Annotated in this window: 16 protein-coding genes and 2 pseudogenes; 9 read left to right on the top strand and 9 right to left on the bottom strand. The window is 58.1% G+C overall.

Annotated features, from left to right (window positions below):
• Positions 1-6 precede the first annotated feature (6 nt).
• The 4 genes and pseudogenes from RI103_RS38840 to RI103_RS38825 all read right to left on the bottom strand — a co-directional run bounded on the left by RI103_RS38840 (position 7) and on the right by RI103_RS38825 (position 2,873).
• Entirely contained in the window at positions 7-483 is a 477-nt protein-coding gene (locus RI103_RS38840; RefSeq protein WP_310819786.1) for an RES family NAD+ phosphorylase, read from the bottom strand.
• Positions 483-941 carry an antitoxin Xre-like helix-turn-helix domain-containing protein gene (locus RI103_RS38835; RefSeq protein ID WP_051495252.1) on the bottom strand — a complete coding sequence of 153 codons (459 nt, stop codon included), beginning with the start codon at positions 939-941 and terminating at the stop codon, positions 483-485. The genes RI103_RS38840 and RI103_RS38835 overlap by 1 nt, the downstream gene beginning before the upstream one ends.
• Before the next feature lie 314 nt (positions 942-1,255).
• Positions 1,256-1,417: pseudogene (locus tag RI103_RS39905) on the bottom strand (ISKra4 family transposase); the annotation flags it as partial.
• Positions 1,418-1,475: 58 nt separating this feature from the next.
• A complete protein-coding gene (locus RI103_RS38825; RefSeq protein WP_310819494.1) occupies positions 1,476-2,873 on the bottom strand; it encodes a replication initiation protein in 1,398 nt (465 codons plus the stop codon).
• 1,131 nt (positions 2,874-4,004) lie between these two features.
• Between RI103_RS38825 and RI103_RS38820 the strand changes: the two genes are divergently transcribed.
• Both RI103_RS38820 and RI103_RS38815 read left to right on the top strand, forming a co-directional pair.
• Positions 4,005-5,213, top strand: a complete 1,209-nt coding sequence (locus RI103_RS38820; RefSeq protein WP_154564496.1) for a ParA family protein — start codon at positions 4,005-4,007, stop codon at positions 5,211-5,213.
• Entirely contained in the window at positions 5,210-6,187 is a 978-nt protein-coding gene (locus tag RI103_RS38815; RefSeq protein WP_233465000.1) for a ParB/RepB/Spo0J family partition protein, read from the top strand. Before RI103_RS38820 ends, RI103_RS38815 begins: the two co-directional genes overlap by 4 nt.
• Positions 6,188-6,852: 665 nt before the next feature.
• Here the strand turns inward: RI103_RS38815 and RI103_RS38810 are convergent.
• Both RI103_RS38810 and RI103_RS38805 read right to left on the bottom strand, forming a co-directional pair.
• The gene (locus RI103_RS38810; RefSeq protein ID WP_310819493.1) at positions 6,853-8,778 is read right to left on the bottom strand and encodes a phage integrase family protein; all 1,926 of its coding nucleotides are present in this window, start codon (positions 8,776-8,778) and stop codon (positions 6,853-6,855) included.
• Entirely contained in the window at positions 8,775-9,548 is a 774-nt protein-coding gene (locus RI103_RS38805) for a hypothetical protein (RefSeq protein WP_310819492.1), read from the bottom strand. The genes RI103_RS38810 and RI103_RS38805 overlap by 4 nt, the downstream gene beginning before the upstream one ends.
• A 306-nt stretch (positions 9,549-9,854) precedes the next feature.
• Here RI103_RS38805 and RI103_RS38800 point away from each other — a divergent pair, with 306 nt between their 5' ends.
• From RI103_RS38800 to RI103_RS38775, 7 genes and pseudogenes are all read left to right on the top strand, one after another.
• A complete protein-coding gene (locus tag RI103_RS38800; protein WP_310819491.1) occupies positions 9,855-10,112 on the top strand; it encodes an HU family DNA-binding protein in 258 nt (85 codons plus the stop codon).
• Positions 10,109-11,266: a PDDEXK nuclease domain-containing protein gene (locus RI103_RS38795; RefSeq protein ID WP_310819490.1), complete on the top strand. Its 1,158-nt coding sequence runs from the start codon at positions 10,109-10,111 to the stop codon at positions 11,264-11,266. Before RI103_RS38800 ends, RI103_RS38795 begins: the two co-directional genes overlap by 4 nt.
• Positions 11,267-11,618: 352 nt before the next feature.
• Positions 11,619-12,470 (top strand): hypothetical protein, encoded by an 852-nt coding sequence (locus tag RI103_RS38790; RefSeq protein WP_310819489.1) that lies wholly within the window; start codon positions 11,619-11,621, stop codon positions 12,468-12,470.
• Positions 12,467-14,320 carry a hypothetical protein gene (locus RI103_RS38785; protein ID WP_310819488.1) on the top strand — a complete coding sequence of 618 codons (1,854 nt, stop codon included), beginning with the start codon at positions 12,467-12,469 and terminating at the stop codon, positions 14,318-14,320. Before RI103_RS38790 ends, RI103_RS38785 begins: the two co-directional genes overlap by 4 nt.
• 3 nt (positions 14,321-14,323) lie before the next feature.
• On the top strand, positions 14,324-15,265 hold the full coding sequence (locus RI103_RS38780) for a hypothetical protein (protein ID WP_310819487.1): 942 nt from the start codon (positions 14,324-14,326) through the stop codon (positions 15,263-15,265).
• Positions 15,252-15,539: pseudogene (locus tag RI103_RS39900) on the top strand (hypothetical protein); the annotation flags it as partial. The gene RI103_RS38780 and the pseudogene RI103_RS39900, both read left to right, overlap by 14 nt.
• 36 nt (positions 15,540-15,575) lie before the next feature.
• Positions 15,576-16,310, top strand: coding sequence for a hypothetical protein (locus tag RI103_RS38775; protein WP_310819486.1), 735 nt, complete (start codon positions 15,576-15,578; stop codon positions 16,308-16,310).
• Between the two features lie 819 nt (positions 16,311-17,129).
• Here the strand turns inward: RI103_RS38775 and RI103_RS38770 are convergent.
• From RI103_RS38770 to RI103_RS38760, 3 genes are all read right to left on the bottom strand, one after another.
• On the bottom strand, positions 17,130-18,011 hold the full coding sequence (locus RI103_RS38770) for an HNH endonuclease (RefSeq protein WP_310819485.1): 882 nt from the start codon (positions 18,009-18,011) through the stop codon (positions 17,130-17,132).
• 251 nt (positions 18,012-18,262) lie between these two features.
• Complete coding sequence (locus tag RI103_RS38765) at positions 18,263-18,562, bottom strand: hypothetical protein (RefSeq protein ID WP_310819484.1); 300 nt, start codon at positions 18,560-18,562, stop codon at positions 18,263-18,265.
• 32 nt (positions 18,563-18,594) lie between these two features.
• Positions 18,595-20,178 carry a DUF262 domain-containing protein gene (locus RI103_RS38760; RefSeq protein WP_310819483.1) on the bottom strand — a complete coding sequence of 528 codons (1,584 nt, stop codon included), beginning with the start codon at positions 20,176-20,178 and terminating at the stop codon, positions 18,595-18,597.
• Between the last annotated feature and the right edge of the window lie 96 nt (positions 20,179-20,274).

Below are 20,274 nucleotides of genomic sequence, written 5' to 3'. Positions count from 1 at the left end.
TGCCCGTCACGATCCCTTTGCAGCCGAGCGCCGCAATAACCGAGGGTCGGTCAACCACTCATCACGCGTTCCAACCAGGACGAGCGCGAAGTCCGGATGATTGGGATTGAGCAAATAATTGGATTCCGCAGGAACGACTGCACTGGGAACAGCCAGCACTGCGCTGGTTCGCTTCCGCTCCCACGCCAATCCAAGTTGCTGCAGTTCGGCCCGCGCTGAAATGTCCCGCCAGTCGCGAGGCAAACTGGCGGGATCGATACGTTCGACGATTTTCTCCGGGATACTGGCCGGGATCATCACATAGCGGGCGCGCAGCGGTGAATCCTGGACCAGCATCTCGAGCAGCGCGAGCGATTGCGTCTGCGCCGTATACACCATCGCGACGCCTTTGGGGTTCCACCGGCCACCGTACAATCGCGCTCCTTCCCCAGAAAAAGCGGTATCCGCATATCGTTCAGTCACCACCCGCCATGCCGTGAACATCACGCAAACACGCCATGCTCGATGCGTCCCAGCGTATCCATCACACTATCGGTGCCAATGTCGGTATCGACAAGACTCAGTGGCGTGGCGTCTTCCAGGGCAGCAACCGGCATCTTAAGCCAGGCGAGTGCCAGGTCGAGATCGTCAAACACCTCGGCAGCGCGCGCGGCGACACGCGCGAGTCGCAGCAGCTTGGCTGACTCCTCACGGCTCAACACCCCTTCCCGCTTGCGACGCGCCAAGGTCCGCTCCGGGATATCGAGCGCCTGAGCCAGTTCTGCTTGTGAAAGTCCGATGGATTTGAGCATCGCGTCCAGCGCTCGCGACGAAATGCCGTGGCGGACGACCTCCACCCATTCAAGGCCGGATCGGGGGGAACGCGGAAATACCGACCGGCCTCCCAGTAATGAATCGGCCGATACCTTCTCGATGACGTTCACGGTTTCACCTCCTGCCATTTGGCATCCATTTTATACCAAAATGGCAGAGACGGTGGTTGCTGCCGGGGCATTGCCGGTCCGGGCCGGACGGCCGGCTATTTTCAGCGAATGATCGCCCCCAAACCCCCTTTGGGGGGAGATCGACGACCCGCGCAAGCGGGAGTGTGCAAAAGTTGGGGAGGCCGATTTCGTCAGGCAGCCTTGGCGTGGGGCATGGTTGCACGGTCTGTTCTGTTCGTTGGTCGGTGGCGGCCACGCGATGCTGCGCCAATGCATTTGCCGTGACGCGGGGCGGCTATCTCGAGCGCCGAGATGCGGCGGAGCGAGAATTTCCCGTTCAAAACCGCGACCTTGACCTGCGCCATGCAGTGCGCCCCTTCGTCAGTCCAGCGCATCTGTCGCTTCTTGGCCATGCGGTGGCTGATGACCTGATTCACCGCGGACTCGGCGATGCTGCTGATCGGCAGGCCCTTGCGATGCCGGGCGCTGTAATTGACCAACGTGTGCGCGTTGTTCCTCAGGTAGGCAACGTTCCCGGTAGTTTTCTGCCGGTCAGGCGCGCGCTCGGGCTGCCTTGGGTTTGTTGCGCAGGTACACGAAATGGTAGAAGGCAAAGGAAAGGTCCGCGTGGTTGAGCACATCTGCTTCGCCGATGGTGGCTATGTCGAACTTGAGACGTTTGATGGCCAGCTTGCCAGAAGGAGACGCAATGTACGCGCGCATGAAGTCTTTCTTTGCCCGCGCGTCGGCGTGGTCGAAAGCTTCGCGACCAGCGCGAACCTCGTCGGCCAATCGCAGCTTGGCTTCTTCCTCACGAGCGGCGCTGTTCGCCTCAACCGCGATTCTCGTGGCGGCTCTGGCAGTCACCTCACCCTGCTCTTCCGTGGCTTTCTGGGCCAGTACCGTTTTCATCCGGCGCTCAGCCTCTGAAAGCTTGTAGCCCTCAGTGATGGCCTTCATCAGATAGCCCGCAGGACTCTTTGTCACCTTCGCGTCATCAATCTTTGCGCGGGTGTATTCGATTGCATCAAGGATGCGTTCATCGGACCAGATGGCGCGGTTCTGCGAGATGATACTGAACTGCTTTTCGGTGAAGGCGAATTCGTTTTTCAACGTGGTGTAGGTTTCCTTCAACCCAATCAAGCTCGCGCGGACGGTGTCGGCCCCTTCTTTCCTGGAAAGCCTGAAACGTATCCGGTCAATCTTCTTGGACTTCGGGCTTTCGGTGCGCGTCTCGTAGCTGAGCTCGATGTCAGAGACTTCGTTGATCTGCTTTACCGCAGGCTCGAGACTGTCCCGCTTGAAATACTTGAAAACTGTTGCGCTGGAGCCCGCTTTGCCGGGCCAGTTTCGGATCACATCGAGTTCAAACCAATCCGTGATGCCGTCCGTCACGTACGCAATGACGTGGTCATAGATTGCACGTGCGTAAGTGAGGGTGAAGGCCGACGTGATGCGAAGGCTCAACCAGTGAGACTTTTCTGGGTCCTTGATGTGGCGGATGAGCGGTTGCGGGACTTCAAACGTTATGCGCCCCTTGTCAATGCCGACAATGCCGAGCAGTTGCACGGATACCCATTTTTCGTTTTCAGGTGAGGTGCTACCGTGCGGGGCCGCGGAAACCTGGATGAGTGCCTTCTGTGCTTCGGATACGACTGTTCTCAGATGCTTATAGTTGTAGCTGTCGTAACGCATGAGCCACCTGAAGTAGCTCAGCTCGACGTCGTAATATTTCGGAGTGGTCGGCTCCTGCGCCACAATGAAGTGCGCTGCATCGAGCAGGCGACGCGCCGTGACTCCGACGTCCGTGACATCAACGAAAACGTTGTTCCGCTGATAGCCGATTTCCTTGGTTGATTTATGGATCGGCGTGTCGGACGCCAGCATCTCCTCAAACAGTTCGAGCGACATCTGCCGCGATGTTGCGCTTGTCGATACGGCGGTTGACATCGTGGCCCTCTCTTCTTAGTTGTTCGCCGCGGAAACTCTAGCACGCGTAGGTGAGATGTCAAAACAAAAAAGCTCACCATGAAAATACTGTTTCAACAAATCGGCTCACCCACCCTCGCAACTTGATTGCTCAAGAACAGAACCTCCATGGCGTCGATAAGTTGCTCTGTCTGGGATGCTCGAGTTGTTTGTTTTGTGTTTTTAAAAGTCTTAGAAAAAACAAACTTACCAACTTACAGGGCCTATCAAACTTGAACAAAAACAACGAATTAGCCCTACAAAGGTGAGTGATTTTGTTTAGAAGGTGAGGCCTTTTGTGGGCAAAGGTGGATGAAATTCCTCTATGAAAGTGAAGTGTTTACCCGTTCAGGGTGAGATCTTCTCCTGCGGGCGGGACGATGGTGAGATGAATTGTTGAAAACCGTCTGATCTGCCGACAAAGCCTGATATTACGGGGGTTCCTGCGACCTAACCCGCGACGGTGGTGAGGGTTTTTGTTGGCGACGGTGAACAAATTTGTATTGGCCAGCGCTATCTACGGCGAAACGAGGAGAAGGAGAAAAGCGTTATGGCCTCGCTAGTTAGGGAGTATCCAGGCAGATACCCGACGGTGCCGACGCGATGGTGAGGAGAATTGTGGCGGGTGCCGAGTTGCGCTCCCGTGATCGCATGGTGAGAAGTTTTGTTGAATCGCTGTCGATGCTGCTCACTCATGGTGAGCGGGCTTGGGAGGGCGGACCGACAAAGCGAGCGATGATGGTGAGGAATATTGTGGGGCGCCCCGTTTTGCGCAGTGATTCTCTGCAAGACGGATCGTGCCCGTTTCAAATTGAACCCGCTCGCCTCTTCTCGGTATGTATTCAACAAAACTTCTCACCCACCTTCTGGCCGAGCCGTCACTAATCCAACAATTTCCCTCACCATGACCTTTCAAAATTCATTCGGAAAAACATGTGTAGAACGCCTCACGGGGCCGGTGTTCTTCCATATTATGAAATTAGCACGCGTTTTTGGTTGCGGAATAGCCACTTAACGTCGGTTTCTAGGAAACGGGGTTAAGTCACGGGCACATTTTTGTATTTTTCTAGTATTCTACGCTTCGTATCGATTTCGGGCTAAACCTTAAAAACCATGTCCAAAGCAGAATTCCCGGCAATTACGCGAAGAGTGACCTTGGGTGAACTTGCGGGTTTCGCGGAGACGCTCAACACGCTCACGGAAGACTTGCGTAATAGTATCCTCACGCCGAAACCGCGAAAATCGGCTCCGTCATTTACTACGGCGGAAGTCGCCGAACTTTGCGGAATGGACCGCACGAAGATTCATTACCAGGCCACAAGGGAAGGAAGCACGCTGCCTGCGGGTGAGGCATCGGGTACTGGTCGTAGCCGCCATTTCACACTGGCCGAGGCGCGGACGTATGTGCAGCAGCTATCCGAAATATATCAGTCGCCGCTTGTAACCGGGTCGCGCGGTGCGGACGGGAAGGTCATCCTCGTCGCCAACTTCAAAGGCGGTTCGACCAAAACGACGACATCAATGTGTCTCGCGCAAGGATTGTCGCTCCGCGGTCGGCGAGTGCTCGCCATCGACTTGGACCCGCAGGCATCACTTTCCGAGCTTTGCGGCCTGTATGCGGAGAAGGAGGTTGATGAAGATTCAACTGTTTTGCCGTTCATCTATGACCAGACGATCGAAGGCGGACTGTCATCATTCATCAAGCAGACCTACTGGGACGGTCTGGACGTCATCGCAGCCCACCCCTCCTTGTTCAGCGCGGAGTTCTACATCCCGTCGATGCTCAAGGCTAAGCCCAGTTTTCAATTCTGGGCAATCCTCCGGGAAGGTCTCGCGTCGCTACGCAGCCAGTACGACTACATCATCCTCGATACGGCGCCTTCATTGTCCTACCTGACGCTCAATGCGTTGATGGCTGCGGATTCGATGGTCATGCCGCTGGTTCCGGAAAGTCTCGACTTCATCAGTTCTGTGTCGTTCTGGGGGCTGTTCTCCGACATCGCGAGTAACTTCATGGAGAGGGAGGCCAACAAGGCGTACGACTTCATTTCGATCATCCTTTCAAAGGTCGATAACAGCCCTACTTCGTCGGCTTCTGTGGTTCGTCCTTGGACTCAACGGGCCTATGGCGACTGGCTTACGACAACCGAAATTCCGGCAAGCTCGGCAATGAGTAGCGGCGCGCTTGCATTGTCGACGGTGTTTGACCTGAGCAAGAAGGACGCGAGTTCGAAAACTGTCGAGCGGGTTCGTCAGCCGCTCAGGGAATACTGCAAGTGGATTGACGACATGTATGTCGAACAGTGGAGACTCGGCAAATGAATATCCGTGCTCGAATGGCCGAGCAGACTGCCAATCTGCGCGCTGCTTCAGATATCCCGAAAGACGAAGTTACAGCCTCTAGACAAACGAACGATAAGCCGAAGACCGGGCCGGGGATGGCTGCTGCCCTGGCCGCGGCCAATATCAAAATTCAGGAACTGGAAACGCGCGGCGCGCAATCAGTGCTGCCCGTGTCAGAGATAGTGCCGAACCCTTGGCAGCCCCGGAGGGTCTTCAACGAGGCGAAGTTAGCTGAACTCGCCGAGTCGATTCGCGAGGTTGGGCTATTACAACCGATCGTCGTTCGTCGAGCGGAGTCTGCCTATCAGATCGTTGCTGGCGAGCGGCGTTGGCGCGCACACAAACTGGTCGGATCTGAGGAGATCAAAGTCCTCGTCGTTGATTGTACGGACCAGGATATGGCGGTGCTGGCGCTGGTGGAAAACATCGGCCGGGATGACCTGGCCGACTATGAGATTTCCATCTCCATTCGCCGTACCGAAAAGGAATTTCCAAATCGCACGCGTTTGGCCGAAGCTGTCGGCATGAGTCGGCGCGGGCTGTACAGATACCTTGCATTCGACAGCCTACCCGCGTTCATCACCAGCGACCTCGATATCAATCCGACGCTTATTGGTGGCAATGCCGCCGATGCGATTGCGAACGTGATCAAGAAGCATGGTGAGAAAGCGGTGGCCGCTGCCCTCGAACTTTGGCCGGACGTCGTATCGGGAAACCTAGACCAAGGTAAGTACGCGCCGGCGATTGCTGCCCTAGTCGGTCGTCGCGCATCTAGCAAGACGGCTCGCGAGCGCTCAATTGAAAAATTTTTTGCGGGGAAAAATCACGCAGGCAGCATTACCAAGGACGTGAACAGCTTCACCGTAAAAATCAAAACGGGTGTCCTGTCAGATGCACAGGAGACCCGGATCCGCCAGGTCATAAGCGAGTTGTTTAACGGCGACCCCTCTTGAGTGGAGGCATTGCCATTAGGTCTGGAGCCCGCCTCGGTGCGGGCTTTTTTTCGGCTGCAAGATTCAGTGTGCTTATATAACAGCCGGCGCCCGCGATGCCGATGTGCGCTCACCCGCGTGCTCCTCGGTGGCAAGCGCGGTTCGCCGTCCACCGGAGGCGCAGGGCGACGAACGGCAGTGTGCTATTAGGCACACTTTTTGGACGAGCCCCGCTTCCGAGGCGACTCACCCGAGTCGAATAAATAGCCGTGAAATCCTTGGGGCCGTGCGGCTGGAGTTTGCCCACCCCCGACGGCGCCCCCTTAGCGGCGGGGCGCAGGAAGAGTGTGCTACTAGGCACACTCGCCGGAGGAGGCCCTGCTTGAGAGGGGCTCCGAGTCATGTACCTCGGCGAAAATGCTCCGCGGCCGCATGCCATGGGTGGAGTGTCGCGATCCGAACGCTTTTCGGAACGAACTATGGCTGCTACCGCGAGTGCCGATTGGACGCGGCAGCACAGGCCACTTGGGGCCGCATTTGGGGCCGAGATGTGCCGACAACTGCCCCAGAAGTGTCCACGTCGACCCGCTGGTCAGCTACGCCCCGCTTCGGACCTTACGACAGCGCACGCGGCCAGTCATGTAGATTTCTCAAAGTTCGAGCCTGCTGGCCAGAATTCGGCCGGATCAGACTGGCGACGCGGCGGCAGCATCCTCCAGCGCCGCATCAAAAAACCGCTCCACCGCGCGGTACTGCCGGGCCGCGTCGCCCTTGGTGTAAAGGGTCGTCGTGCCGAGACTGGCGTGGCCGAGGCCCGTCTGCACGTCCCGCAGGTCGCCGCCGGCGTCGAGCGCGTGATTCGCATGCGTGTGGCGCAGCCAGTGTGTGCTGGCCCGTTTCAGATCCGCTGCGGCGCCGGGGTAGGTGGGCGCGAGCGCGTCCGCGGCGCGCCTGAAGATGGATTTGTAAAGCCGGGCGAGCGCATCGGGCGATAGGGGCTTGCCGGTTTTCAGGTGGGCGATCAACGGCGTGTCGCCGGGCGCGGTCTCGAGCGTGCAGGGCGTCGGCCGCCGCTGCAGCGACGCCGCGAGCGCCTCCATCAGCCGGTGTGGCATCGGCACCTGCCGCTCCCGCTTACCCTTGCCCATGACACGCAGGGTCCAGGCGTCCTCGAGGGCCGCATCCAGTGCCTTGCGCGACAGCGCGCCAGTGGTGGCGGTGGCCAGTTCGGTGCGGCGCAGGCCCGTCGCATAGGCCAGCAGCAGCGCGAAACAGTCGCGCTGGTCGGCAGGCGAGCCGCCGGGCAGGTTCAGCGGCCGGCTGACGGTCTGCAGCACAAACCGCCATTGGGCGTGCGTGAGCGTGCGCCCGGTCACGTCGACCAGCGGCTTCGCACTGTCGACCTTCTGCAGCCCGTGAAACGGGTTGACCAGCAAATAGTGCTCCTCCACCAGCCAGCTGCACATGGCCGACAGGATTTTTCGGGCGGTCTCCCGGCTCGCGGGCGGCAGCTGCTTGGCGAACGGCCGCCACGCCGGGTCGAACCGCTCGGCCTTGCCGTTGCCAATCCACCGCCCGGCCGGCTGCGGGTCGGCCAGAAAGCCGTTGATGTACTCGCGGCAGTCCAGCGTATTGAGCGACGACAGTGGTTTGCGCCGCACGATGATCGCCCACAGCAGCAGCCGCTCGGCTTCGCGCCGGTAGGCGCGGGCGGTGTGCGCGCTGCGCTCGCCGCGGATCGCGATCCACGCGTTGACGGCGTCCAGGTCGGTGGCGAGTTCCGCCTGGTGGGCGGGCACGGGCGCCCGGTTCAGGCCCTGCGATCCATCCAGTTCGGGCGGCACGCGCAGCGATTCCAGTGGCGCCACGTCGGCGCTGACAGGCGGCCGGGTGAGCACCGGATGGCCCACGGCGAGCTGTCGGCGCGGCGTGGTCGCCAGCGGCGAGAGGATGCAGTGCAGCGAGCGCGCGTGCAGATCCAGCCAGTCGGCGATGCGCTGCGCACCTTTCGGACCGAGCCTGGGCACGGCGGTGTACCAGCGCTGCCGGCGGCGCTGGATCAGCGCGAGCAGGTCGGCGAGGGTGGTCAGCCCCGCCGCGGCGAGGCGTGCCGCGACGGCCGGTTCGAACCAGCCGTCGAGCGGCTGCCCGGGCGCGGGGTCCTGAACCAGCGCGCGTTCCATGCGCCCGAGCGCCGCGGCCTGGCGGGCGCGCAGCCGCGCATTGCGGGCGACTTTCCGGTCGACGCGGCGCTCACGGGGCGGGAAATCGGCCCGATAGAGTTCGAGCAGCTCGGCCTCACTGTAGAAGCCGTCCGGATCGACCTGTGCGCGGTAGTCGTCGAGAGGAGGCGGGTCGTCACGGCCGTGCAGTTCCGCGAGCGGGATGCTGCCGGGTTTCAGGCGCAGCAGGTGCGCGGCCTCGATGTCGCGCGCGCGCCGCGCCGCGACGGCCAGCGTGTCGCGCATGGTGGTAATGAGGCGCCGTGTGACGCGGACGTCCGTGCCGGGCTCGCCGTAAGCCGCGTGCAGCCCCGCGATCGCGGCGCCTTCCAGCCAGCCGCGGTATAGGGCAAAGTGCGCTCGCGTGAACCGGCGCGCGACGGGCTTCATGCCGGCTCTGCGGGTTGCGCCGCCGCGGCCCGGCGGGCGAGCGGCGGTTTCATGGTCGCAAGCATGTGCCGCATGAATGGGGGCAGAACGCGACAGAGATTGATCCGCCCATCCAGGTCAGCCCGATAGGAGACGAGTTTGGCCTCGTCGAAGTGCCCGCCGAGATGGAACATGCCGACGCCCTCCAGGGAGACCCGGTTGGTGAGGGTCGCGGTGCCGCAGTGGCTGAAGGTGTTGTAGTAATCCTTTGCGTCCTGCAGGCACCTGACGGCTTCGGCTGCCAGTCCGAGTGCCGGCGCGTTCCGTGCCAGCTGTCCGATCGCGAGGTGTCCCCTGGTGATCGGGTCACCGTCGTTCATCCGCTCCCAGTAGAGCACCCTGACCGTAGGCTTGGTCTTCGTTTTCTCCTTGACGACCAGAGGTTTCTCCGCCGAACAGAGGATCGAGATAGCGATGCCTTCGATGACCTGACGCATGAGGTTGCCCGAAGCAGGGTACTTGCCGGTCAGCAGCAGCTTCGTCGATACCACGAGGTCATCCAGCACGCCGAACACGAATGCCCCGACAAGCGCGGTGCGCATCGATTCGGCTCCATTCGCGGCCGCATTGAGTTCGCCCATCAGCCGAAAGCAGCCGGCGAGCGCCTCGCACAGTTCGAGGAGCGGATCCCCCAGATAGGTGGCGAACTGGTCCTTGACCCACGCGTCGTTGTCGAACAGTTCACGCATCAGCGCTTCGGGATTGGTCGTGTCGATCTTGGGCGTTGACATGGTCGTAGCTCCGTGCGCGAAGGCGTCTGGGCGGGTTGCCCGAAACCGTTGCCGGGCGGGCCTTCCGGCGAAGTATGGCGGAGCGCGTCAAATCTGCCAAGGAAAACCCTCACTCGTGATAACTCCAGTTATCAGATGTGGCGATTTTGCTGCGTGGCGTTTTCCGGTCGTCGCCGGCGACCCGGAATCCTGGGGCGAAGGCAGGGCACGGCGCCGGCGACGCGCTGACGTCGGCCAGCGTCAGGTTTGCCTGAGAACAGCGCGATGCGGTAGGGTGCGGGTTTCACTCACCGAACAGGGCTGTCCATGAACAAACAGGAACTCATCGACGCGGTCGCCGGGCGCACCGGCGACGCCATCGATGCGGTGCTCGCGGCCATCATGCGCGCGCTGATCGCCGGCGACTCCGTGCAACTGATCGGTTTCGGATCGTTCTCGACGGGGCAGCGCGCCGCACGCACCGGACGCAATCCGTCGACCGGCGCCGAAATGCAGATTGCCGCCGCACGGACGGTCAAGTTTACGGCCGGCAAGGCATTCAAGGATGCCGTCAACGCGTCATGACGAAGGTGACGATCGCGCCCGGCGACTACGCCGGGCTGCACAAGGAAGTGGTCAATGTCGTTGAGTCGGCGCGACGCACGGCGGCACGCAACGTCAATGCGGTGATGACCGCCGCCTACTGGGAGATCGGGCGGCGGATCGTCGCCAGCGAGCAGGGCGGGCAGGCGCGCGCCGGCTACGGACAGGCACTGATCGCCCGGCTCGCGGACGACCTGACGCGCCGTTTCGGCCGCGGCTTCGGCCGGGCGAATCTGGCCAGCATGCGCGCCTTTTATTCCGCCTGGCCGGCGGCAGAGATTTTCCAGACAGTGTCTGGAAAATCGGCAGCCCCCGAAAATGTCCAGACGCCGTCTGGAAAATCGCTGCCGGCGAAAGACGTTGTCGACGCCACGGCAACGGCGCCCGATTACACGGCGCTGGCCACCCGTTTTACGTTGCCGTGGTCCGCCTATGTGCGCCTGCTTTCAGTGAAGACGGCCGCCGCGCGCGCTTTCTATGAAACCGAGGCGTTGCGCGAAGGCTGGTCGGTGCGCCAGCTCGACCGCCAGATCAGTAGCCAGCTTTACGAGCGGCTGGCGCTGTCGCGCAACAAGGCGGCCCTGCTCAGGAAAGCCGCTGATGTCCAGCCGGGTGATCTGCTCACGCCAGAGGAGGCGATTCGCGACCCGTTCGTCCTCGAGTTTCTCGACATCAAGGACGAGTATTCGGAATCGGATCTTGAGGAGGCGCTGATCCAGCATCTGGCGGATTTCCTGCTGGAGCTCGGCGACGACTTCGCTTTCGTCGGCCGGCAGCGCCGCCTGAGAATCGACGACACGTGGTTCAGGGTCGATCTGGTGTTTTTCCATCGACGATTGAGATGCCTGGTCATCATCGATCTCAAGGTCGGTCGCTTCAGCTATGCCGACGCCGGGCAGATGCATCTCTATCTGAACTACGCGCGCGAGCACTGGATGAAGCCTGGGGAGAATCCACCTGTCGGCCTGATCCTTTGCGCCGAAAAAGGTGCGGCCGAAGCACACTACGCGCTGGACAACCTGCCGAACAAGATTCTTGCGGCGGAATACCAAACGGTGTTACCCGATGAGGCGACGATCGTGCAGGAGCTGGAGCGCACGACAGCGGAACTGGAGCGGCGTACCGCGGCTTCGTAAGGTTGGGTCCCGATGCCCGACTAATCCCGGTCATCTTAAGACGAGGCCGCGACCCGGTATCGCATCGTCCTGTGGAAAGGGTGACGCATTTTCACATCTGCCCGTTCAGGCAGAAAGCCGACCCAAATGAAGGGGTCGATTGCGGCTATTGTACCCTTCGTTTGCGGACATTGTTGATAAGTCAACGGATAATCGCTCTCACGACGGAAACACCTATGAGCCGTTCGCTTTCAGCGAACGCCAACGCTAAACTACGCACGCAGGGAACCAGTCCGGTTCACTATCCGAACAGACCTTCAAGTTGCGACCAGATCTTTATATAGAGACAGTGCTAGCCAAGTGCACCGCATTGATGGATTCCGAGCTATGGCGCCGGGAACCAGCTGTTCGTCCGCGCGCGTGGCTTCAGAACTTCGACAAGCCCGATCAGCCGGCGGCTGCCGTCCTGCTCGATCACTTCACCTATTTCGGGGGTAAAGCAGTCGACCACATGCTACTGTCGCTTTATCGACAAATGCGAGATGGCCTGATTGCGCGCATGGGCAGGGAGCGAGCATTGGCGTCGCTTGAGACCGCGGTTTTCACCAGCGTCGAAGGCGAGGATCCGAACATTACGGATTCCGGGAACCTGTTCTGCCGAAAATTGCGGCAAACAGCAGCAATCCCTGACGAACGCTTCGTGGACCCAAAGCGGGCGCTCGAACACGCCAAGGCGGGCAAGCTGGTCGTCTTTCTTGACGACTTTCTAGGATCGGGCAGTCAGATCGATGCTACGTGGAAGCGCGGATATCTGAACAGTCTTCCCTATTCGTTTGCGGATCTCGAGGCGGAATCTGCCGCCGATGTCGTCTACGCCACACTCGTTGCAACACGCAAGGGCCTGGAGCGACTTCGGGCAGACGTTTCAGCGCTGAGGATCGTTGCAGCGCACGTCATCGAACCGGCAGAGACGGTCATCGGGATACCACGTAGCGCGCTTCGCCCAGATATTGACGATATTCCGGCCGCATTAAACACTTTGCTCGCGAAGTATTCTCCCCGTCTTCGGGTGCCTCCTTACCTCGAGGCGGAGCGAACGAGGATGTACGGGCATGGCGAACTCGGGTTGCTCATGGCTTTCGAGCATTCCACGCCCGATTGCACCATTCCCATATTTTGGGCTGTTGGTCCCGACAATTGGACACCCCTGGTACGCCGCGTATGAGCACTAACCGAGAAGCCGTCTCCCGACTGTTCGGCGACTATAGAGCCGAGTGGTCGCAGCCCGAGTTCGCATCGCTGTTCACACCTCCGCCGTATCTGGTCAAACTCGAAAACAATCGACCGTGTTTCCTGGTTGGCGGACGCGGCACGGGTAAGACTACGACGCTGCGTTCGTTGAGGTTTGACGCGGCTTCTATCCGCTCGCGTACAGGAGAGTCCGGGGCGGTCGCCTTACCGTATTTTGGTATTTACGTGCGGGTCAACAAGAATCGCGTAAGGGCTTTCACGATTACCGAGTTAGATGCAAACACACGGCAGCGCGCGTTTGCACATTATTTCAATATCTTGACGTGCATTGAGCTATGTCAGCTGTCAAGCTGGCTGGAGCTCCAAGACCCAACCGCTCAGCGAGTCGACGTGGCGGCCGTTGCGGCCACATTCGGACTTCGGGCCGTAACTGATACACGCAGTCTTCAGGCGGCTCTGCTTTCGCAGCTGACCGAACTCGAGTTGTACGTCAACAATGGTGGTCGGACAGCGCCACCGGTAATGTCAGCGAGCGACGCGCCTCTAAAGAAGTTCGCATCAGTCCTTTCTGATGCAGGTTATCTCGATGGCAAGTTGCTCTTCTGTTGCATCGACGAATACGAGAACCTTGCACCGGAACAGCAATCGACACTTAATGCATATATCAAGCATTCTGAGCCGCCGCTTTCCTACAAAATTGGGATGCGACGGGAGGGGCTCAAGACGCATCGCACCCTCGACGAGGGCGATCAGCTGTCTACGCCCGACGACTATTCGCTGGTAGACATTGCCGACGAAGGCTTCGAAACCTTTGCGGAAAACGTGGCGAATCAGAGGCTCGCCAGCGCGCATCAGCAGGGGCTGCCGGTTCCAGACAGACTGGCGAGATTTTTGCCAGACATGTCGTTTGATGAAGAAGCGCTCGCGCTGGGATGTTCGCGCGTTGCTGATCTCGCCGCGGTCGCGCTCGAGGACGCGGCGGCTGACGTGAGGACCTGGTTCGAGGCCATGCCGGTAACGAAAACTTACTTCCTTCAGTACTGGCATGAAAGTTCTGGCGAACCCGTGTTAAACCTTGCGAAAGGCTGGATGAGCGATCCGGCCGGATGGGAAGTACGTTTGCGCAATCATGGGTATGCAAGCCTGTTCTGGCTATCAAAGGGCCGGAAAGGTGCGCGCCTGCGCAAGTACTATGCGGGGGTTGGGACCTTCCTTTCACTCGCCTCCGGAAACATCCGGTTCTTTCTGGAGCTCATTGATGAGGCGGTGCAGTTCCAGCTGGAAACCGGCTGGGATGGGGAGACTCAACTGCAACTGAGCCCGAAGGCCCAGACCGAATCTGCACGCCTTGTCGGGAAGCGCCGGCTTGGTCAGTTAGAGGGGTTGAGCGAGCGCGGAGTTGAGATCAAACGACTAGTGCTTGCCGTAGGTAAAATCTTTTTCGAGTTTGCACGAGACCCGATCGGGCGCGCGCCCGAACAGAACTCATTCATCGTCAACGGAGACCCGTCGTCGTGCGCCATGGTCGCGGAAATTCTCGCGGATGGCGTCGCGCATCTCGCTTTCGAGGCGACACCGAAGACCAAGGCGACTTCGGAAGCTGAGATGCGAGACGACGAGTATCGCCTGCACCCCATCTTCTGCGCATTTTTCGAATACTCCCACCGACGTAAAAGGCGAGTGACATTCCAGGCAAGCAGCCTGCTCAAGCTATCGTCGCGACCGTCGCAGGCGCTTTCGGAAATGATGTCGTCCGCGGACCCCACGCCTACTGAGGAACTTCCGGCGCAGCTTGCCATGTTCACCGATTTCTACCAAGGCTGATGCATGAGCCGATACATAGTTCACGATGGACATACCCAGACCTTAAGTGAGCTCAACGCGAGCTATCTTAAAAGGGATGCTGTTTACATTTTTAGCGCGCTGAGCGACGAGGCAAGGCTTCGTGTCGATGTATGGGCTGAGATGCTAAAGACCGACCCACTAGGTTGCGTTGAGGTAGTGGAGCAGAAGGAGTCGGCGGTGCGTTGTCGCATCAACGGAGTCGAAACGACGTTCTCGCTGACTGACGTCACAGCGCTGCGACAGCTATGCTCCCGATTGATTCTCTACGTCGATATGACAGGCTTAACCCACAGTGTATGGGCCGCGTTACTCCGCGCGGCGTTGGATCACGCCGACTCGATATTCTTTATTTACACAGAACCTGGGTCGTATAAAGAGCACGAGAGCCCTTCATCGTCGAGTCTCTTCGATCTGACTACCTCATTCGGCGGCGTCGCGCCGTTGCCAGGGATGGCGAACCTGTCTGGGCCTGATCGACACGTAAAAAGCGTTCTCGTCCCGTTTCTTGGTTTCGAAAGCGCGAGACCGAAGCATATTGCATTTGACTTTGACCCCCAGCCGATGATCACACCGATCGTCGGGCTTCCAGGTTTTAAGGCCGATTATCCGCAGATTACGATCGCGACTAACAACGAGTTTCTCGACGAAACGCGCGCCTACCGACATGTCCGTTACGCGCGGGCGAGTTGTCCGTTCGATGCGTACTCCGCACTTTCTGAAATACATCGAGACAACCCGGGAAGCTACCTTTATATTGCGCCAACAGGAACGAAGCCGCACGCTCTCGGGGCGGTGTGGTACGCCCTCGACCATCCACGAGACACCGAGATAATCTACGACCATCCGGTCAGGAGAGTTAAGCGCACCTCGGGTGTCGGACTAACCCATATATATTGTTTGAAGCCTCGCGATGCTGACATCTGATACTGACGCGTACTATTCTCCGGCACATGTCGCAGAGGTGGTGGCCGAAACAGTCGGCAGGTCGCACCTGAACTCCGTTGTGGATAGCCATTGCGGCCGTGGCGCGTTGCTGGATGCGATGGAAAGGTGTTTCCCGCGTGTTCACTGCGCCGGAATCGACCTTGATGTCAGGGCTATCTCTCATCTACGACGATCCCGCCCGCACTGGACCCTAGTCCGCGGCGACTCACTTTCGCAAGCAACGTGGACACAGCTTCGCCCTCGGTTAGGAGCGAGCGTAGACGTTGCGGTATTGAATCCACCTTTCAGTATGGGTCAGGCGAAAGGCCTTGAGATCAGCTACCATGGCCAGACGATTCGAGGTAGTTTAGCAATGGCGCACGTACTTGCCACGCTGCAACATTCGAATCCCACCCGAATTGTCGCGATCCTACCGGAATCCGTGATGTTCTCCGAGCTCGACAAGCCAGGTAGGGCGATCCTCGATGCCCTCTATCACGTTGAGATAGAGGAGCAATTTAAGAACTCGACCTTTCGCGGCGCTCGGGTGAATTCGGTTCTCGTGGCAATGGATCGACTAAAGACTCCGCGAATAAAATCGTTGTCCAGCAACGCTGAAACGTTGCATTCGAAGATAAAGATTATTCGCGGTGGGCTGCCTTGCTTTGAGGCCACTGAAACGCGCAAGGGTCTGCATTTTGTGCATTCGACCGACATTCGAAGATTGGTGCACGGCTACCCCCTTTCGAAACTGATAAAGGTTAGTCCGTTCAGTCGTGGGGTTACTAGTGGTCACATGGTTTTGCTGCCGCGAGTGGGAATACCAAAAGAAGAAAGCATTGATGCGTGGTACTCGGAACGGCCAATCCAGTTATCGGATTGTGTGTTGGCATTGCAATTTGCAAGCGCAGATGCTGCGGAAGAGGGTGCAGATTCGATGCGACAAAATTATCAATCACTGGCTCAGCTATACCGTGGGACCGGAGCTCGTTATGTGACACTTGAGCGGCTATCAACGTGGATTGATGCGTCCGGCATAAAATAGCAGGCGATGATCTTGAGTGTATGAACCCAGCCATTATCGGTCACACGCTGAAGAGTGTCACCTGACGCTGACGATTTTCCCCTTGCACGCAGTAGGCCCTTCACGGGGCTCGCATCCCGACTGGATCGAAGTCCGACAGGGGCGACACGAGCACGTCGGTGGCGACACAAACGAGCCGAACGCCAAGCGTAGACCACATTAAACGCGGCTTGGCCATATCGAGCCCCGATGACATCGTGCCCAACGCTGCTGCGCTGACCGCACGGGCGCGGTGGTCGCGGCTACATATGCGACACTGAACCACGATCCATCTATATCTGGATGGCCTATCAACGGGGAACCGAGAACGTGAAGGTGAATTCCGCGAGCCGCGACGTTGCGATAATACCGACATCATGTGCAAGTTTGCCGGCGGGTGTTATGTCAAAACGGACCCATCCGACCCGCGTTACTGCCCTCACCGGCGCTGCCCGATACGCCCGCTGATCGGCCAATCCCGTCATTCGCGACCGGTCAGATCTGTCGGTCGCGAATGGCCGCTATCGAGAAAATCGAATGCTCCTTGCCGACCGAGGCTGTGTGAAAACGCAAAAGTACTCGGTTTTCGGGTGTCGCTTTACCCTTCCCGAGTTGCTACCAAGCCAATACAGCGCGATCTGACGGGTCGATTTTTTTGACGATCACATTCAACACGTGTTTTCACACAGCCTCGACCCGCTACTGCCGTTCGCCTTGACACCTCCTCGACGGCCGCTTCCGGGTTAGAACGGCCAATCGCCCGGTCCGTTGACCAGCGTTGCCCGAACGAGTTTTCCCAAGTTAGAAGGGTTTGACCGGTGACCAATGTTCATCCCCGTGATCGCCTAAGACCACGTTATCAGCCCCTTCTTCCAGCTCGAGCTTCTGCATAACGCGTCGTACGTTTTCCTCTCCTTCGATGTCGCCAACCACAACGTGATAAACGGGTGACGCAGTGTTGGCATAGAGACGTATGGTGGCAACGAGAATGAATCGCTGTAGGCTGCCGAAGCCTGCCGTCCCCAAGCTATATCCGACATCCATTGGAGCTTGGTCATCCATTGAACCGCCAACAACAAACGATACGTTCGTCTTCGTGCCAAGGATGTACGGCAGGCAAATAGGTCTGAAATCGCTGGGATCGAGCGAAGTCAAAATCTGTCCGTACCCGATCTTCGCCAGCATCCGGCCAAAGTCATATGGTACATGTCGAAATTTTAGGAGTAGGTTGTCAGGGTGCTTATCCAGAAACCTCTCGCGACGGCCAGAATCGTCAATCACGGACATTTGCCAGTGAACGGTCAGATCTACATCATCGGGCAAGTCTAGGAGAAATCCTGCTTTTGTCATCTTGTAAAAGACGAACCCGGCGGGATATTCACCCACTGGGAACTTCAAGGTCTTACGGAAATTCTTGCGGTCTTCAATTTCGATGTGCGTCTTGCGCTCTTTTCTTCGTCGAGTCGGAGCGTTGAACGCAGCGCGCGCGTCTCCCCAAAGGTCCCGGCTAACCTTCTGTTCGAACTTCTTCGTGATATCGGCGCATCGGGCACAGCTCGCCTTCCGCAGGACGTGCACACCGCCCAATGAAAACGGGACGATATGCTCGTCCGACAGGTTTTTCGTCTCACCGCAATATATGCAAAATCCCCGGCTTTCATAGTAGGTCGATCCGTGCGTCATATGTCTCGCCAATAAGTTAAGTAGACAACCCTTCGTGCCATTCTGAGGCCGACCTTGCGGCGCTCTCCGAGAGTCTTCTCGGCTTGCTCTGCCGTCATTGCAAGCTAGGGATCAGCCTTCAGCTCTTGATAAGCAGGCTTCCAGCTTTGGGAGAACGTTTTGCCTGGCTCCTATGAGCTCACGAAAGCCGTCCGGACACTTCATCGTATCGAACGCATGGCTCTCTGTGTCAGCGAGGCCGCGGTCGGCCGTTAAATATATCCGAAGCGAAACACGCAAGCGCGTCCAATTGACGCTCGTTGCCAGTACTTCGGATTGTCGCGAAGGTACTTGTCAAAGATTGCGACCACCAGCTCGTTGGTCATCCCGTATATGCATCCACTCAGCATGTCGAGATTGCGGTCCGAGCCGGTGAGTACGGACGACACCAACAACCCGTCGACCAGTCCCTCTGCGTAGCCAATACGTTCAGTAACTGAAAGATCGCTGTAGGAGATACGGACCAAAACGAAACCCGGCCCGCGCCCGTTTCCAAGATTGTTTGTACTCAACCTTCCACGTCCTTTTAGCCGGACGGTGACCCTTAAGTTGTTAGCTGATTCGCAAAGTCGACGAGCCGCGCGCATCTTGCAGCTAGGAACGGCTTGTAATTGTCATCAAACTGTTTTGCGTCGCAAAAAGCCGTTGCAAGAGTCTGTTCGCTAAGTGCAGCATCGCCAGCTAAATCGTTCACGTATACCGACGGCCGTTTGCGACCAATGTTCTTGTTTTCGGCCGCACTGAGAAAGCAAAAGTTGCCCAGCACATTAATTTCTCCGTCGGCGAAACCTTGCTCACGCAGGAAGGCACGCGGATAGATGTGATGGAACTCGGAACGGTTGTAGCGTTGCAGAACCTTATCGAGGTCTATGTTCTTTCCAGACAGAAGGCTCCGTGGGTCGTTATTCGCCAAAAGCAACACGAACGTCTTTGTGGCTGCCGCGCCAACTCTAAATGTGCTGTGAAAGAAATCGGGCGTAACCGTAACGTCAATATGATCCAGCGTAGTGGCTTCCCCCGCCTTCAATTTGACCATTTGCTCAATGTCAGTGATGGTAGTTTTGCGTGTTTGGCTGGTGTATCGAGCTGAGAAGCACGTCCGCCAAAACCACCGCTTGATTGTCTGGAAGCTGTCACCACCGAAGACGATTTCCTTGCCATCGGCTTCGGCAAAAAACACGGCTAACGGAATGAGCATCGAAGGGTACGGAAGCAGCTTCAAATGAACAACCTTCAGTTGCGTTCTTAGAAAGTCGATTGCTCCACGGATGCCGTTCTCAACTACCGAAAATTGGTCCCGTACCGCCGCTCCGTTCAACTCCAAAAGTCTTTCTGGTCCCGGCTCATGTGTGAGGATGCCGGCCACACAACTGAGTACGAGGTCGGCATCGTCGCCAACGCCGGCGAACCCGAAGTCCGAAAGCTCTTCCTTTAGCTCCCTGAATTTGTCGAGAAGGTCGAAGTCATCGCTCCATGTCCAAGCAGAAAGCAGTTGCAAGGTATCCAGTGCGACACCCAAGTGGTTGATTCGCTCGAAGACGATCGCAACACTTGATCGGTCTTCACTTTTCAAGACCTGAACAGGAAGTTGTGCTTCTTTGAACCGCTCTTGAAGCCTATCAACAAGTTCAATTTTTTTCGCGTCGAGATGTTCCGTGTTCAGACGGTACTTAACCGAGTCGAAAAGAACGTTCATCGGGAAGTAACGGTTTTTATCGTAGCCGTCGGCTGGTGATATTGCGATGAACGCACTGTCCTGGGGGTTCGCCCCAGCCTCAAGGTCGAAGTAAACGTCGGCCCAATCGGGGTTGGGTTCGGCTTTCAGTTCTGTCTGGAAGACAGTGAAAACCGACGTTAGCCGTTGCTGTCCGTCGATCACGTAGTCAATTGGATAATCAACATGGGGTTCGGGCAAGGTGAACGTGCCCAAGTTCCTTTCTGTCGTCAACTGGTGCTTGGTTCGCCAAAAAAGCAGTGAGCCGAACGGATATCCTTTGTAGATACTATCAAGAAGGTAGGCGACGCGATCCATCTCCCACACGAAGCCACGCTGGAACGCGGGAATTCGAATTTCACCGCTTACGACTGCGTCGAGTATCTTTCGTATCGAGTAATGTTGATATTCCATGCTTCCGGGTTCCCCTAGTTTTTTGGTCGGACAGTGGCCGCAATGCGCCGATAGCGCGATCGCCAGCATAATGGAATTTGCCTTTAGTATGTCTCT

The organism is Paraburkholderia sp. FT54 (assembly GCF_031585635.1).
GTDB lineage: Bacteria > Pseudomonadota > Gammaproteobacteria > Burkholderiales > Burkholderiaceae > Paraburkholderia.
Note: the sequence above shows the minus strand (reverse complement) of the source record. Positions and strands in the feature narration are given on the sequence as shown.